Raw genomic sequence first — 16,712 nt, forward strand, 5'->3', positions numbered from 1 at the left:
TATCGGATTTTTATAGCGTTATCGAGCTAACCAAATTCTCGCTAGTATTCCTATCGGAGTGGTAACGCCAGTTGTGACAGAGGAAATTTCACCATTTCTTAAAACATAAATGGTTGGGGTCACGCTAATTTCCCATTCGCGCATAATATCGCTTGAAGGATCGTTTATGTTTTCGAAACGATATTCTTTTGCCCTCATAAACTGCGCCACACGCTCATTCGGTCCCGACGAGCCAGAAACGCCAACTACGGTGTAGTCATCACTCAGCCAGCTCACGCTTGGGCTTACAAATTTACAAGCGGGACACCAAGTCGCCCAAAAATAAACAACGACAGGTTGTTCATAACTTTGCGCGATTGCATCGAAGTGTTCACCATCGCTCAATACTGAGCTCAATGGTGGTGCCTCCTGTTTAGGAATATCTTTAGTGCGATACCAATCCATCGCGATGGAAATGACGGTGACAATGAGCACCATCTGTACGATTTGAACGAGCCAATATCGGAATGTTCTACGCCGCTTTGTCGAACTCATTGAATAGCTCCCCCACTCGCTTGCTTCACCGCACTTAAAACAACATCATCAGTCAGGATCACAGGTAACGGGATACCTTGTGGCGCTGCCGGGCCATAGACGATGTTAAACGGCACACCGTAACGCCCATGAGCTCGTAAAAAGTCCGTTACCGAGCCGTCCGGATGTGTCCAATCCCCTTTTAACGTCGCTACATTAGGGCTTTGCAGCAATGAGTAGACAGGATCTTGCCAGATCACACCGATCTTGTTCGCTTTACACGTGACACACCAATCCGCAGTGACATCCACAAACACCACTCGCCCATTATTGACGTGATCTTCAATCGCCGAGTTAGAAAGCTTCTGCCACGCTAAGTCCTCAGGAAGCGGTGTCGCCCATTGGTCGGCAGTGACACTACCAAGTAACAGGCCACCAGCTATCAACACTAATGACGCAGTTCCGGATACAGCAAGCGCTTTCTCACCATACACTTTCTTAACTCTTGCCATCATTACAACAAAAGCAACCACAGCGATAAGTGCAATCCATAACATCGGTACATGATTTGCCATTAATGAAAGTAGCCAAATGCTAGTCGCCAGCATCATTATGCCAAACACGATTTTAACGACATTCATCCACGAGCCAGGCTTTGGTAGTTTCAGCGCGATATTTGGAAACACAGCGACTAAGAGCCAAGGCAGTGCCATACCCAATGCTAATGCTGTAAAGGTTGCAAATAACGTTAATACGTCGGCACCCAAGGCAAACGCCACGGCCGTTCCTAGAAAAGGCGCGGAGCAAGGCGTCGCAAGCAATGTAGCAAACATACCTTGAACATAGTGTCCAGCTAACGAGTTGTCGCCTTTCGAGGCCAGCCATGTATTGGTACCCGATGATAGACGGACTTCAAACAGCCCCAGCATATTGGCCCCAAACAAAGTGGTGACCAACACCATCAAACCTAAGAACCAAGGGCTTTGAAATTGCACGCCCCAGCCAATGGCATTACCTGTTAGCTTAAGCACCAAAATAAAACCAGCGAGAATCCAGAACGACGTTAATATACCAAGTGACGAGGCAACAAACTGAGCGCGAATTTGACGACGCTCGATACCTTGAGCGGCAACAATACTACTTAGCTTCATCCCCAAAACCGGAAGAACGCAAGGCATAATGTTAAGAATTAAACCGCCGAGCAACGCGAATAGAAAAACACTCGTTAGAGACGTGCTCGGCAACGGTTCAACTATTGCCTCAGCAGTTGCTTGAGTGGTTTCTTCTGCTAGTAAATTGGTGTCTTTGATGGTCACAAACAGCGACTGACCATCTAACTCCACATCGCCCAGCCAAGTATCAACGATATAGCTCGCGGTGACGATGTTTCCTTCTTGATGCATTCCTTCAAGCTTGAAGCTATAGTCTCGCGTTGCTTCATCGACACCATCCACCAGCACTTGTGGTTGTTGCCAACCCTGACTGTTCTGTAGCTTGATTTGTAGTTTCGATTGGTTCACATCCCAACTCGCCTGAGTAACATCAATAAACGGCGATGGCTGCGGCACGTTACTCACTGCTTGAGCGTAACTGAACATCACGCCTTCATCGACTGTTAGATCAGAAGGCAAGAACGTCAATTGAATTTGATAGTCGGTCAGCACACAAATCGTCGTACAAGAAGAAAGTGTCAGTACCGCATCAATCGTGACAGGTTTGGACATGTCTTCGACGTGCAGCGTCATGGGGAACAAAGTATCGCCTTTATACCCAAGAGTCTCGATACCTAATAGTTCGAATTTTTGTGGGTGCGGCCATTGCCAATCCACTTTGGATAAATTTTGTGAATTTTGCCAATCAATAGATGGTGCTACGCCGCCCTCACCAGGTGAACGCCAGTAAGTTTTCCAGTCTCCGGTTAACTTGACATCCAAATAACCTGTAAGTGTTTTGGCTTGCGGATCTTGTTGACCAGTGAGCACAAAGCGCGTTTGCACTGGAGGATGTTGTGGGTTGGTTATCCAACCTGTATCAGTAGTTTGAGCTGAAATACTCAGAGAGAGCAAACTCAAAGCAAGCGTCATAAAAAACATGAACGCAAACTGAGTCAGTTTAGTAATTTGATTCATAGTGATTCCTAGTTAAAAGACAAAGGTGCTAAATAACTGACGCTAGTGGTCAGAAAGCACGCTTTTATTCTCGGAACACACAGAAAGTCAGATGGACTCGATACTTACGGCCTATCGGTTCCGTCCAATGTTGCGCACCAATATAGGCACTGCACAACCAAATTGCCGAAGCAAAAAGACCGACAAACAGAACAACAATAAATACATCGAGTTGATGTTGAGAAAACTGAATTAACTTTTCAGACAATTCGCACTTGCTAGTTTCTTTAGTATCAATCGACTTGACGCTCGAACGCTCATCAGCAAGTGAAACCGCGGGCGATTCCGTCTCATATTTCATAGAGCATGACGATGCAAAGCCTGAATTTTGCATCAGACACACAACGACCACCCAGCCAATAATCGCCAGTAGCCATTTTGCCCGCTTATGTGGCGTGTGATGTCGTTTAGTCAACAAACTCATAAGAATTCAGATAAAGTAAGAACGAAGAAGATAATACGCGAGTCGTCATAAAGCTCAAGTTGTATCCTCTAAATAGCCTTAAGAGGCTTCACTCGCTAAGCTTTAATCTAACTTGCCATAAATATATGCCAACTCTGCGACGGTTTTTGCCGAGAACTTCTTCAATAGATTGGCTCGGTGTACTTCAACCGTTCGCATTGCTATGCAAAGTTCGTCAGCAATACGAATGTTGCGTTTTCCTTCAATGATCAAACGCAAAATGTCTTTTTCTCTAGGTGTGAGCGATTCATAAGCCGATTTTGCTGCTGCCATATCGAGGTTTGTGGCAGACTGCGCCTGTCCCTGCAAAATGGCTCGTGCCAGTTCATCGCCTTTGACTGGTTTTTGGAAGAAATTGACCGCCCCAGCATGCAATGCATCGACCGCCATCGGAACATCACCATGCCCTGTCAGATAAATAACGGCTAACGGGCTGTTGGCTTTATTTAAAACTTGGTGCACTTGCTGACCACGAAGGTTGGGCATTCGGCTATCAAGGATCACACATCCGGCCTGATGAATGTTCACTTTATCGAGAAAAGATTGCCCATCAGCAAAAGTCGTCACGTTGAAGTCATGCTCTTCCAGCATAAAAGCGAGCGAGTCACGCACCGATTCATCATCATCGACTACAAAAACAGGTAGCTGCTTTTCACCGCTGCTCATTGAATGCTCCTATGCCTAGTTCAGATTAGTTTTGATATGGAAGCACAAGCTCAACCAAACAACCATGTGGTGCTGTCGAGCTGATGACAAACTCGCCACCATGCATTTCCATCACATCGCGACAAATGGCTAACCCTAGCCCAAGCCCTTCTTCTTTGCTACTCACAAACGCTTGAGTCGGATTCTCTTGCTGCAACCCTGTACCATTGTCTAACACTCGAATAGAGAGTTGACTGATTTGGTAATCGCAATGCAGGGCAATTTTACCTTGATAACCTGATGAGTGATATTTCTCTTGGAACAAAGTACACGCATCAATCGCGTTGCTGATCACATTAACTAAAACCTGTTGTACGCCAACTGCATCGACAAGTAACGGACGAATGTTCCCTTCTGTACTGGCCACAATAGAAATGTTTTGCTTCTGCATTCTAAAATGGAGCAACTCAATCGTGTCATCAATAAGTACTTGAAGATCACACGACGTTTTGTCGACACTGCGCTTACGAATCAACGTTCTTAATCGCTGAATAATTGCATCGGCTCTTTCAACTTGGCCCTGTATTTTCTCAAGCACAGGGACAATATCTTCATGTGGGCGTTTTTTGGCCAAGCGAAGTAAACCGCCTTCACTATAATTGCGAATGGCTGCCAATGGCTGATTGAGCTCATGGGCAAGACTGGTGCCGATTTCACCGACAATCGCGACTCTTTGTGAATGCTCTAACTGTTCACTTTTCTCTTTTAAACGTAACGATGTCTGCTCCAACGCTTGCTTGCTCTTGCTAAATCGATACTCAAGCCAAAAGTGGTAAGCGTTCAATACAATCACAAAAATGAACAGCGCCCACGCCCATTCCTGATGACTACGCAGCCAGCGCAATGCTTCTTGCCACCAAGGCTGCTGCAACGGATGGAGGTCTAGCGCCTGATAAAGTTTGTCGATGCTCAGCAAGCTGACGGGTGACGTCCAACCTGATGCGCCTGCCGCAATAACCGCAGGGTGTTCAGGTGGCATCGCTAACAATACTTGCGCAATCTGTTTGGCGATCTGAGCAGAGCCGCGCTCTGTTTTGGCAAATGACCAGTTTGGATATAACGGCGTAGAAACAGCGCACGAAGAATGTTCATTTGGCTGTTGATTTAGGACTCGAAAATCCCCTTGCTGTAACAGACCTTCATTTTGCATCTGTTCCAATAAACAAGCAGGGACGACAGCGGCTTCCACATTGCCATCACGCAATTGATACAGGTTGGCATCAATAGGAAAGCCGAGGTAACGGACATCAGCAAAGAAATCGTTAGGATTAAGACCCATTTCGACTATCTGGTAACGCAGCGTTAAGTAACCGCCAAAGGCTTTTTCTGATACAGCAGCAACGGGAAGCCCTGAGACATCTTGCAATGTTTGATAGCTTGAACTGGCTCGAACCACCAGCGCCGAACCAATTCCGTAGTTCGAATTTTGCGGCGCTCGGCTGGTTAGCGTTGCCATCCACGATAGCGCGTATTGCCTACCCAATCGCACTGCCTGACCTGGGTTAGTTAAGATGAAATCCATCGTCTGAAACTTCACCGCTTCGCCCATTTCATCCAAGTTAAGGGGATGAAGAACAAAATGCACATCAGAAATTTGCTGATTGAGCCAATCAATGGTCGGTTGCCATCTCTGCTCAGCATAAAGGTGACCACGTATCGCTAACACGCCCACTTCGACTTTCTGCTTGGCCTCTGGCTGCACTGCCTTTTGCTCTTGCATTTCTTGCAGATATTCTTGTTCAGAAACTGCGCCCTGAGCCAAAGATGCAAAGGCAACTAAGCAAAGAACCCAAAACTGAAGCAACCGTGGCGTTTTGTTCATGATGAGTAGAATCGTTCCTTCGAAAGTAATGGAGCAAGAATAACAGCTACCCTTGGTAAACCACATTTGTTTTAGATCAAGTTTGATCTGGGTATGTGGAAATCCACAATATAAGCCTCGCAGTGCATTTCTCACAATGGAATCAGTCAATTCAAATACAACAAAAAAAGCAGGTGAGTTATGGATTCCACCAAACGTCGCTTTCTCAGCGCGGTCACAGCCGGAGCCGCGTTAATTCCAGTCGCTGGCATTGGCACGGCAACTGCGGGAAACATTATTCGAAATAACCAGTCCGCTGACCGAAAAGGACAAGTCGGGAAGCGTTATGCCATGGTGATAGATTTGCGTAAATGTGTCGGATGCCAGGCTTGCACTGTGGGTTGCAGCATCGAGAACCAAGCGCCAATCGGTCAGTTCCGAACCACCGTAAAGCAATACGAAGTTACGTTAGATGATGGCTCTACAGCCACGCGAGAAGCAAAAGCCTTTATGCTACCGCGCCTGTGTAACCACTGCGACAACCCACCTTGCGTGGCAGTGTGTCCGGTTCAAGCAACCTTTCAGCGCAAAGATGGCATTGTCATGGTGGATAACAGCCGCTGCGTCGCCTGCGCGTACTGCGTACAAGCTTGCCCTTACGATGCTCGCTTTATCAATGAAGACACCCTCACCGCAGATAAATGTACCTTCTGTGCTCACCGTCTAGAACAAGGTCTATTGCCTGCCTGCGTGGAAACCTGTGTTGGCGGTGCACGTGTAATTGGTGATTTGAATGATCCATCAAGCGAAGTCCGCCGCTTAATTGCGAAGCACCAAGACGATATCAAAGTGCTAAAACCCAATGAAGGCACCAAGCCACACGTGTTTTACATCGGCATGGATGAACGCTTCACCAGCCACATCGACGGACAACCTGCTATTTACGACCCACAGGGAGAGCGCGCATGAACATCACCGAAGTGTTAGTCCAACCTCAAGCAATGGCTTGGCTCCCGTGGGCAGTGCAGTATTTCTTCTACATCGGCTCAGCTTATGCGGCTGCTGTTTTATTCCTAATCGCCCTATTATTTGAAAAACACACCAGTCACAGACTGCGCGCTGCGCTTGTTCTGACGCTGGCCATCGGCGCCATCGTGGGGCCATTAGCGTTAACTGGCGACCTTCACCAACCGGGACGCGCATGGCATTTCTACGCACACATCACTCCGTGGTCATGGATGTCTTTAGGGTCGCTTTTCTTGCCTGTTTTCTCAGGTTTAGCGGTAGTGACTGCATGGCTGTATCTCCGCGAGGATCTGATCAACTTACGTAATCAGCCAGGGAAAGTACTGCCTCTAATTTCAAAGCTGTCACTGGGTGACTGGGCGCTCTCTCGTAGAGTCATGCTTATGGTGTCTGCCATCACGGTGCTATCAGGCATCACCATTGCAGTCTACACAGGCGCTGAAATTGCGGTCGTTAAATCGCGCTCTTTATGGCACCAACCCGCGTCACCAATTCTTTGGTTTGTCACTGCATTTATGGGCGCTGTCGGATTTTCTCTGCTGATTTGGTTACTGCTGCCTAGTCAGTCAAAGACGCTGACATCTGGCGATACTAATTTACTGAAAAAATCAGTGGTTACCAGCGGTGTATTAACGCTGATACTGCTACCGATTTGGGCATCCAACAATTCCGCATTTTCGCTCTATTCTAGCGAACAATGGATGCACAACATTGCCCTGCTCACTTTTGTCGTTTTAGGTTGTGTTTTGCTCGCTTTCATCTTCTTGCGCGATACCAAAAAGTCCGCATCAGCCAGATTTCGTCACGTCATAGGGCTCAGTTTTGTGTCTGCTGCCGCACTGGAAAGTGCATGGCTGATTCGCTGGTTTACCATCATGGAAGTGCAAACCATCGCCAAGTTCGATGCAGGGCTGTATCCATACCAACTCACTATGGATGGAAATGGCTGGATAGGCATTATCGGCATGCTCGGATTATGGCTTGCACTGGCACTGCTCGGTTCGGAGCTGGTTCAGCCAAAACAAAAGATCGAAGTAAAAGCCTCATCACCCACCTTAACTGAACGCTAATCAAAGGGGATTTCATCATGGATAACAAACGCCGTCAGTTTTTGAAATCAGGCATTGCAGTGGGTGGGCTTGGCGCATTCGCTGCGGGTTACGCCACCACCACCAAACACATGGTCGAGGGTGCGCTCGAAGGCACTGCGGGAGAAAAAACGCGTGATATTCACCACGGTAACTCGCTTGAACCAGAGTACACGGTCAACAGCAAAGGCAACCTAATCCCTAATCCAAATCAGCGCGTTGCACCATCGATGTGCTTTGGTTGTTGGTCACTGTGCGGATTGCGTGTACGCATTGATAACCGCAACGACGAGATTTTGCGTATTACTGGCAACCCATATCACCCACTCTCTCATCAGCAACACATTCCGTTCGAAACGCCAGTCAAAGGTGCTTATTTAAGTTTGGCAGGAGAAGCGGGCCTTGACGGTCGTTCAACAGCATGCGCACGTGGCAATGGGATGCTAGAAATTCGCAACAGCCCGTACCGCATTACTCAGCCACTGAAACGAGTTGGAAAACGCGGCGAAGGAAAATGGATTCCGATCAGTTACGAACAACTGATAGAAGAAGTCGTCGAGGGCGGTGATTTATTTGGTGAAGGTCATGTGGATGGCTTACGCGACATTCGCGATTTAACAACGCCCGTTGATCCTGAAAACCCAGAATATGGACCGAAAGCCAACCAACTGTTAATGACCAACGCCGGTAACGAAGGCCGAGACGACATATTCAAACGCTTCGCGTTCAACAGCTATGGTACGCGTAACTTTGGGCATCATGGCTCTTACTGCGGCTACGCATTTCGTGCTGGCAGCGGCGCATTCATGAACGATTTAGATAAGAACGCGCACTTGAAGCCAGACTTTGATAACGCGGAATACATCATCTTCATCGGTATGTCACCAGCTCAAGCGGGTAACCCTTTTAAGCGTCAGGCGCGCCAACTCGCCAATGCGCGAACAGAAGGTAGCTTGGAATACACCATCATCACACCAAGTTTGCCTGCTGGTTCATCGAGCTTGGCTGCCGGTGACAACAACCGCTGGGTACCAATCAAACCAGGCACCGACTCTGCCCTCGTGCTTGGCATGATCCAGTGGATCATCGAAAACCAACGCTACAACAAAACCTTCTTGGCGCAGCCGGGGGCAAACGCGATGAAGCGAGCCGGCACCGCGCACTGGTGTAATGCTACGCATCTCGTGATAAGCGATAATCAGCACCCGAGAAACGGCACGTTTTTACGCGCGTCGGACTTGAATCTGCCATTCGAGGGCGAAGCGTTGTCTGACTCCGACCCATACGTCATCGTGGATGAGCAAAGCGGCGAATTTGGTGTTCATACCCAAGAAGAGGAAGCGGCACTGTTTGTCGATAAAACGGTTTCGCTTGCATCGGGCGAAGTGCGCGTAAAATCGTCTCTACAAAGACTCAAAGAAGAGGCGTTCAAATACAGCCTTGCGTTCTACAGCCAACAATGTGAAATCCCTGTCGAACAAATTGTTGAACTAGCAAAGCGCTTCACCAGTCACGGAACAAAAGCGGTGGTCGATACCCACGGTGGCAACATGCACACCAATGGGTTCTATAACTCGTTTACCATCATGATGCTCAATGCGTTGATTGGTAACATAAATATGAAAGGCGGCGCGATGGCCAAAGCGGGTGGCTACCCAACTTCCGCTGCGGGTCCTCGTTACGACTTCACCAAATTTGCTGGCAAAGTCGGCCCGAAAGGCGTCTTTTTGTCGCGCAGTAAATTCCCCTACCACAAAACAAGCGAATACAAACGTCGCGTTGAGGCTGGTGAATCCCCTTATCCAACTCGCGCGCCTTGGTATCCGTTTGCCGCGCCACTGCTGACAGAGCACCTATCTGCGGCTATTGATGGTTATCCATACCGCGTTAAAGCGTGGATCAATCACATGGCGAACCCAATGTATGGTGTACCCGGTTTGAAAGCTCTGCTGGAAGACAAGCTTAAAGATCCAAAAAAACTCGGTTTGATTGTGTCTGTTGATGCGTTCATTAACGAAACCACCGCATTGTCGGACTATATTGTGCCGGACACGGTCACCTACGAAAGCTGGGGTATGGCAACGCCTTGGCACGACGTTCCGGTGAAAACCGTCACCGCTCGTTGGCCGATTGTGGGAGCGCGAACAGAGAAAACCGCCGATGGTCGTTCAATTTGCTTAGAAAACTTTTTGATTGATGTCGCCAAGAAAATGCAACTAGGCGGCTTTGGTGACAACGCGATTCAAGATGCGCAAGGGAATTGGCACGCTCTCCACAGCGCTGAAGATTTCTACTTACGTTCCGCGGCAAACTTGGCTTATGTGAAAGGCGGGGTGCCTGAAGTTTCGGCAGAAGACATTGCGTGGTCCGGCCTAGAGCGTTTAATGCCAGCCATGCAGAAGACGCTGACAGCGGATGAGATGAAACGTGTGGCGTTTATTTTTGCTCGCGGTGGACGTTTTGAAAATGCAACCGAAGCGTATCAAGGTGAGCAAATGAAGCACAAATGGACACGACCTGTCGCGATATGGAATGAACGTGTCGGCAGCGCAAGAAACACCATGACCGGTGATTTCTACACGGGTTGCCCAACATGGCATCCACAAAAACTGGCCGATGGCACATCAATGGAAGACCAGTTCCCAAGCTCAGAATGGCCTTTCAGCCTGACGAACTTTAAATCCAACATTCACAGTGCGGTATCCAATCTATCGCCAAGGTTGAACTCGATTAAAGGCGTAAACCCAGTGTACATCCATCCAATCGATGCCGAGTGCGCAGGCATTAAAACGGGTGATGAGTTTGTTATCGAGACACCATCTGCAAGCACCAAAGCACTTGCGATGATAGTCAGCGGGATTCGCCCTGGCACACTCGGATTTGAACATGGGTTTGGCCATACCGAGCTAGGACAACGCTCGCACTGGATCGGCGATAAGCAACAACCCGTAAAAACGCGCAGCCAAGATGGCGTCAATATTAACGACATTGGCTTAATTGACCCTACTCGAGAAGGCAAAGGCGTGTTGTTGGATTGGGTCGTGGGCGCGGCGGCACGTCAGTCCCTGCCGGCCAAAATCCGCAAAGCGTAACGCCGCACGTTAAGACGTCTCTACCACTTAGAGCTGCCGATTTGTGCAGCTCTTCACCACTTTGTTTTTATCGCTTATAGAACAACCAATAAAAACAAATACGGCCATTTACACTTATTAAATATGTGGAAATCCACAATACCTTTCATTATTGACAAGGCCGACAATATTGTCCAAGTGACTACCAAGTAGCACTTAGACATATTAATAAAAATTAAAGTGAGTCAGCATGTCAAAAATTCTTCCAGTGGTGGTGGCCTGTTTGTTAGCAACCACTATGGGCGCAAGCGCCTCGTCTATTCCGGAAAAAGCCAGCGTATGTAGCGGTTGTCACGGCCAAGATGGCATGGGACAGCCAAATATCGCGCCGATGATCGCTGGTTTAAACGCGAATTATCTCAACACTCAAATCGAACTATTCCTTAGTGGCGAACGCCAAAATGTGGTCATGCAAGGCATGGCGAAGGAACTCAGCGATCCCGCAGACCGTAAGGAAGTTATGGAGTACTTTGCTAACCTCCCGAGCTATGAGTTCACGAATCCAGAACAACGCGGCGACCAAGCTGATATTCGTAACCCGTATCGTAAATTAATTTTCCAAGGCGATTGGGATAGAAATATTCCAGCTTGCGCAACTTGTCATGGAGCCAGCGGTATGGGCGTCGACAAGTTCCCTCGCCTCGCAAGCCAACATGCTGATTACTTAAAAACGCAATTGATGGCATGGAAAAACGGCACTCGCAGTGGCGACCCGCTCAATATGATGGGGACCATCGCAAAAAATCTCACTGACAAAGAGATCGAAAATCTTGCTTACTACTTTGCCTCATTACGTTACTAGGAGCAGTCATGAAACGTTTCTATTCTTTGTTCGCACTGCCTTTCATTTCTACGCTCGTACTAGCTAACGATCCATTACCGGACCGCCAGAAAGAGCTACCTGCGATAGAAAAAGAAAAGCACGGTGAATACTTAAAATCGCGTGATCTCAGCACAATCCCAAACACCGCATTTGGTGAGCAAGTAAAACGCGGTTACTCGCTCTTTGTTAACTCACAACAAATGCGCGGAAAATACGTTGGCAACGAACAAAACTGTGTGAACTGCCATATGGAGGCAGGACGAAAAGCAAACGCTGCGCCACTGTGGGCAGCTTACATGGCATACCCTGCATATCGTAAGAAAAACGATCGCGTAAACAGCTATGCTGACCGTATCCAAGGTTGTTTCGAGTATTCCATGAACGGTAAAGCGCCCGCTTACGATTCGACAGAAATTGTTGCCCTTAGTGCTTACGCCTACTGGTTAGCGATGGGCGGCTTGCTTGACAAACATGGTATGGCGGATGAACCCATTCCAGAACTAGACGCAAAAACGTTGCAAATTGGTGGAAAAGCAAAAGACTTCCCGTTGCCCGAAGCCATCGCACAAGCATTACCAATTGAAAAGCGGGGTAATCTCTCTGGGCGTGGCTACCCAAAAATCGCCGCCCCTGAGCAAGAACCATCAATAGAGCGAGGCGCATTGGTCTACGAAAAGAACTGTGAAACTTGCCATCGCGCCGACGGTTCAGGCATCAAAGACACCAACGACCATTCATACATTCCACCACTTTGGGGCGAATATGCGTATAACTGGGGCGCAGGTATGCACCGGATTAACACAGCGGCCTATTTTATTTACGAAAACATGCCGCTTGGTAAAAGTGTACAGCTGACAGAGCAAGAAGCTTGGGATGTCGCAGCATACGTCAACAGCCATGAGCGTCCACAAGATCCTCGATTCAAAGGCAATGTCACCGCAAACGCGGAGAAATATCACCAGCACCAAGGCTATTACGGCAAAACGCTCAACGGTACGCAAGTCGGCTCCAATGCCTTTAAGAGCGGAACGGTCAAGTAAAGTACAACTAAGTACCTTAAATAAAATGCTCTTTTTCCCTGCTCTGATTATCTGGGCAGGGTTACTTACCCTTAAAAACAAGTAATTACCCCCCTCCACAGACAAGCAATATCACATTATTTTCGACTTCCAACATACTCATCTTCGCCGTAAAATCTTGTACCAAACGCGACTTCGTTTATGTCTTAGATCTCCCATATCCTCTAATGCCAAAAGTAAGAAACTCGTAAACTCCTGAATCAAAACAAGCGTGCCTAGTGAAAAAAGAGTATTCTTAAAGCAAATGAATCTAAAACCTACCCGATGAGTATTCAACCTAATTCCCGTCAGTTAATTTCATGCGAAGAGTGCGGCCTTGTTGTTCGCATTCCCGATATCGAACAGGGGCAAAAAGCACAATGTCCTCGATGTTCGCATTCGCTGACTAAAGTGAATGCCAAGCCTTACCAAAGCGTGATCGCCATATCATCGGCATGTTTGATCATGTTAGTGCTAAGCATTTCTTTCCCTTTTATGTCGTTCAGCGTGCAAGGGTTGTCGCAAGAAATCACCTTGTTGCACGCTGCCAAAATGCTGGCTGAGTTTCAAAATGTGCTTTTGGGTGTGCTGCTACTCGCAACAGTTATCGTTTTGCCTGCAATCTATGTTGGTCTCATTCTCTTTCTTCACCTTGAAGCATTAAAAGCACGTAAACATACCCCCTCTAGAAAGCAGCAACGAATGGCAAAAGTTTTATGCCGTCTTCTGTTTCGAGTCGAACCCTGGTTAATGGTGGATGTCTTTTTGATTGGCGTGTTGGTCAGCTTAATTAAAATCGCTTCCCTCGCAGACATAGGAATGGGCACTTCATTCTGGGCGTTTTGTGTATATACCGTTCTGGTAGTCAAATGCATATCAATGGTCGACAAAAGCTGGCTCTGGGGGCACTTTATTCCAGCTATCGAGCTATCTAATGTAAAAGAGGGTGATACGCACCATAACCACAACCATATTGGTTGTCATACGTGTCACCAGCTCAACCCTATTGAAGCTAAAAAACACCAACACTGCATTCGTTGTAAAAGCCCTATTCACAAATACAACCCCGCAGACAACTTACAAAAAGCTTGGGCGCTTTTGTTTGCTTCAGTCATTTTCTATATCCCTGCAAACCTCTACCCTATGATGTACACCGTAAGTCTTGGACATGCAGAAGGTTCGACTATCATGGAGGGGGTAATATTGCTTTGGCATTTAGGTTCTTACCCTATTGCGATGGTAATTTTCTTTGCTAGCGTATTTATTCCAATGGCGAAAATGCTGGCACTCGCGTGGCTGTATTACAATGCGCAAAAAGCGCGATATCTTCCGCACGAAGAGAGTATTTCACGCTTAAAGATCTACCGCATAACTGAGTTTATTGGCCGTTGGTCCATGATCGATATCTTCGTCGTCGCGATCTTAGTTGCACTGGTTCAGCTGCAAAACTTAATGGCGATTTATCCAGGTCCTGCTGCGCTCTCTTTCGCGGCAGTGGTCATTTTTACTATGCTTTCTGCAATGATATTTGACTCACGTTTGTTGTGGCAATTGCCACAAAACGAAGTGCAGGAGCCGATTTCTGACAACTTAAACGAGAAAGCCAAATATGAGTGATGAGAACAACGTAACCGCTCAAATAAAACCGCAAAAGCAGATTTCTGCGATATGGATTGTCCCGATCCTTGCGCTAGCCATGGGAGCGTGGATGCTGTTCCAATATATCAACAGTACAGGCCCACAAATTACTCTCCAACTGCCAACCGCAGATGGGATTGAGGTTGGCAAAACCGAAATCCGAGCATTGAATGTAAAAGTCGGACTGATTACTGAAGTCACTCTCAGTGAAAATTACGATCACATCATCGCTAAGGCACAAATGAACAAGGATGCAGAACGCATGCTGCGAGATGACACCATGTTTTGGGTTGTGAAGCCTCGTATTGGCCGTGATGGCGTTTCAGGTTTAGAGACCTTGCTCTCTGGCGCTTATATCCAACTTCAGCCGGGTAAATCTAAGATAGAGAAAGAGCGCTTTACGGTCTTAGATGTTCCCCCAGTCGCCTCTCCTGATGCAGAGGGGTTACGCCTTGTGTTAACACACCGCGAGGCTGGTAAGCTAGGCGTTGGTGACCCCGTCATTTATAAAGGCTTTACGGTTGGTCGTGTAGAGAAAACCAGCTTTGATGTTGACACTCGCAAAGCGTTATACCAACTCTTTATTTTCAAGCCTTATGACAGCTTAGTGCGCACTCGTACCAAGTTCTGGCTGAATTCTGGCGTAGATTTACAGCTCAACGCTGAAGGGTTCGAAGTCAAGTTTGGCTCATTAGAGAGCATGCTAACGGGTGGTGTTACCTTCGATACCGTTCCAGGTCTTGAATCCGGTGAACAGCTCACTGAAAATATGGTCAACTTCCGCTTGTACGATGATATTAAACAACTTCGAGAAGGCATGTACGATGATTATATTGAATTCGTTATGCTTTTTGATGAATCGGTACGAGGACTTAAACGTAAGGCACCTGTCGAATATCGAGGCTTGAGAATTGGTACTGTGATGCGTGTACCAATGCGACTTCCAACCCCAGAAGAGAACTTTTCTGCGAAAAAAATCCCTGTATTGGTACGAATCGAGCTCGGCCGTGTTTATGGCGATTTCCAATCCCAATCTTTACCAATGTTAAAAGATAAATTGAAGAGTGAGTTTGCTAAAGGCCTACGTGGTACTTTAAAAACAGGTAACTTATTAACAGGCGCACTGTATGTTGACGCCGACTTCTATCCAAACGACGAGCCTTACGTACCGAGTAAGTTTGCTGATTTAGATGTTTTCCCAACCATGCGTGGTGGTTTTGCGCAGGTTCAGCGCCAAGTGAACGACTTCCTAAATAAGATTAATAACTTACCAATGGAAGAAACACTAGACTCTCTCAATTCAACGTTAAAAACGTCCGAAAAAACGTTAGCTTCAGCAGAACGCGTGGCGGACAGTATTGATAAACTTTTGAATCAAAAAGAGACGCAAGAGATCCCAACAGATATTCGCCAAAGCTTACAGCAATTACAAAAAACACTCGATGGTTATGGGCCCAACTCAACCATGTACAGCGAAATGGAAGCCACGCTAAAAGAATTAGAAAGCGTAATGACAGAGTTTAAACCCGTACTTAAACAGCTAAACGAAAAGCCAAACTCTCTCGTGTTTGGAGAAGATGAAATCAGTGACCCAATACCAGTTAAAGGCAAAAACTAATGAAACGAGTATTCTTTCTGTCTATCGCGCTATTTGTCGGTCTAACGGGTTGCAGTAGCGCTCCGCAAACTAAAGGAGCTATGTACCTTCTACCTAAGGCGGAACCAGTGACGCTGAGCTCTTCTGATATCGCTCAGCGCCCAACTTTAGTTGTTCGTCCAGTGACATTGGCGAGTTATTTGAATGATAATGGCATTGTTTATCGAACCTCTGAGACCCAAGTTATTCAGGCGAAGCACAATCAATGGGCGCACAGTATTTCTGAGCAAATCACTCAGAGAGTCGTCGCGGAACTACGTCACAAGCAAAGTCATTACTGGCCGACTGAAATGAATAATCTGTTGGATCAAAGCGGTGAAGCCAAACTCCAGCTTACGTTAAATAAATTTAATGGCAGCTACAAAGGTAATATCGAAATTGAGGGGGAATGGTTACTCATTAATGCCGAAGGTAAGGTAGAAAACAGCGCGCCAATACAAATCTCTCAGCCGCTTCAAGATGAGGGCTATGAAGCGCTCGTCAACGCTTTATCCATAGGCTTAGAAAGCCTAACCTCAGACATTGCCAAACAACTCTAAGTCAATGTTAATTACAGGGAAGCAAGTTGCTTCCCTTTTTTATGCAGAGTGTAGCGACTTCTACTAAGCTGAAAGCTGACGAAAAGCCGAAAAGGAAATTGG

At 47.1% G+C, this 16,712-nt stretch carries 13 protein-coding genes; 8 read left to right on the top strand and 5 right to left on the bottom strand.

The genetic code is table 11. The features are described from left to right. Positions 1-18: 18 nt before the first annotated feature. From N646_RS05180 to N646_RS05200, 5 genes are all read right to left on the bottom strand, one after another. Positions 19-534, bottom strand: coding sequence for a protein disulfide oxidoreductase (locus N646_RS05180; protein ID WP_017821646.1), 516 nt, complete (start codon positions 532-534; stop codon positions 19-21). Next, entirely contained in the window at positions 531-2,642 is a 2,112-nt protein-coding gene (locus N646_RS05185; RefSeq protein ID WP_017821647.1) for a protein-disulfide reductase DsbD family protein, read from the bottom strand. The genes N646_RS05180 and N646_RS05185 overlap by 4 nt, the downstream gene beginning before the upstream one ends. Positions 2,643-2,706: 64 nt before the next feature. After that, entirely contained in the window at positions 2,707-3,105 is a 399-nt protein-coding gene (locus tag N646_RS05190; RefSeq protein WP_005376702.1) for a hypothetical protein, read from the bottom strand. 102 nt (positions 3,106-3,207) lie between these two features. Further along, complete coding sequence (locus tag N646_RS05195; RefSeq protein ID WP_017821648.1) at positions 3,208-3,810, bottom strand: response regulator transcription factor; 603 nt, start codon at positions 3,808-3,810, stop codon at positions 3,208-3,210. A 25-nt stretch (positions 3,811-3,835) separates the two neighbouring features. Continuing rightward, on the bottom strand, positions 3,836-5,671 hold the full coding sequence (locus N646_RS05200) for a sensor histidine kinase (protein WP_017821649.1): 1,836 nt from the start codon (positions 5,669-5,671) through the stop codon (positions 3,836-3,838). A 180-nt stretch (positions 5,672-5,851) separates the two neighbouring features. Between N646_RS05200 and dsrO the strand changes: the two genes are divergently transcribed. The 8 genes from dsrO to N646_RS05240 all read left to right on the top strand — a co-directional run bounded on the left by dsrO (position 5,852) and on the right by N646_RS05240 (position 16,610). Beyond that, on the top strand, positions 5,852-6,619 hold the full coding sequence (dsrO, locus tag N646_RS05205) for a sulfate reduction electron transfer complex DsrMKJOP subunit DsrO (protein WP_017821650.1): 768 nt from the start codon (positions 5,852-5,854) through the stop codon (positions 6,617-6,619). Continuing rightward, the gene (gene nrfD / locus N646_RS05210; RefSeq protein ID WP_017821651.1) at positions 6,616-7,746 is read left to right on the top strand and encodes an NrfD/PsrC family molybdoenzyme membrane anchor subunit; all 1,131 of its coding nucleotides are present in this window, start codon (positions 6,616-6,618) and stop codon (positions 7,744-7,746) included. The genes dsrO and nrfD overlap by 4 nt, the downstream gene beginning before the upstream one ends. A 17-nt stretch (positions 7,747-7,763) precedes the next feature. Then, positions 7,764-10,856: a tetrathionate reductase subunit A gene (locus N646_RS05215; RefSeq protein WP_017821652.1), complete on the top strand. Its 3,093-nt coding sequence runs from the start codon at positions 7,764-7,766 to the stop codon at positions 10,854-10,856. 277 nt (positions 10,857-11,133) lie between these two features. After that, entirely contained in the window at positions 11,134-11,697 is a 564-nt protein-coding gene (locus N646_RS05220) for a c-type cytochrome (protein ID WP_370687796.1), read from the top strand. 8 nt (positions 11,698-11,705) lie between these two features. Continuing rightward, positions 11,706-12,758, top strand: coding sequence for a c-type cytochrome (locus tag N646_RS05225; protein WP_017821654.1), 1,053 nt, complete (start codon positions 11,706-11,708; stop codon positions 12,756-12,758). 303 nt (positions 12,759-13,061) lie between these two features. After that, complete coding sequence (locus tag N646_RS05230) at positions 13,062-14,393, top strand: paraquat-inducible protein A (RefSeq protein WP_017821655.1); 1,332 nt, start codon at positions 13,062-13,064, stop codon at positions 14,391-14,393. Then, on the top strand, positions 14,386-16,032 hold the full coding sequence (pqiB, locus tag N646_RS05235) for an intermembrane transport protein PqiB (protein WP_017821656.1): 1,647 nt from the start codon (positions 14,386-14,388) through the stop codon (positions 16,030-16,032). The genes N646_RS05230 and pqiB overlap by 8 nt, the downstream gene beginning before the upstream one ends. Next, the gene (locus tag N646_RS05240) at positions 16,032-16,610 is read left to right on the top strand and encodes a PqiC family protein (RefSeq protein WP_017821657.1); all 579 of its coding nucleotides are present in this window, start codon (positions 16,032-16,034) and stop codon (positions 16,608-16,610) included. The genes pqiB and N646_RS05240 overlap by 1 nt, the downstream gene beginning before the upstream one ends. Positions 16,611-16,712: the final 102 nt, after the last annotated feature.

Origin of the sequence: Vibrio alginolyticus NBRC 15630 = ATCC 17749 (assembly GCF_000354175.2) — a bacterium.
Classification (GTDB): Bacteria; Pseudomonadota; Gammaproteobacteria; order Enterobacterales; family Vibrionaceae; genus Vibrio; species Vibrio alginolyticus.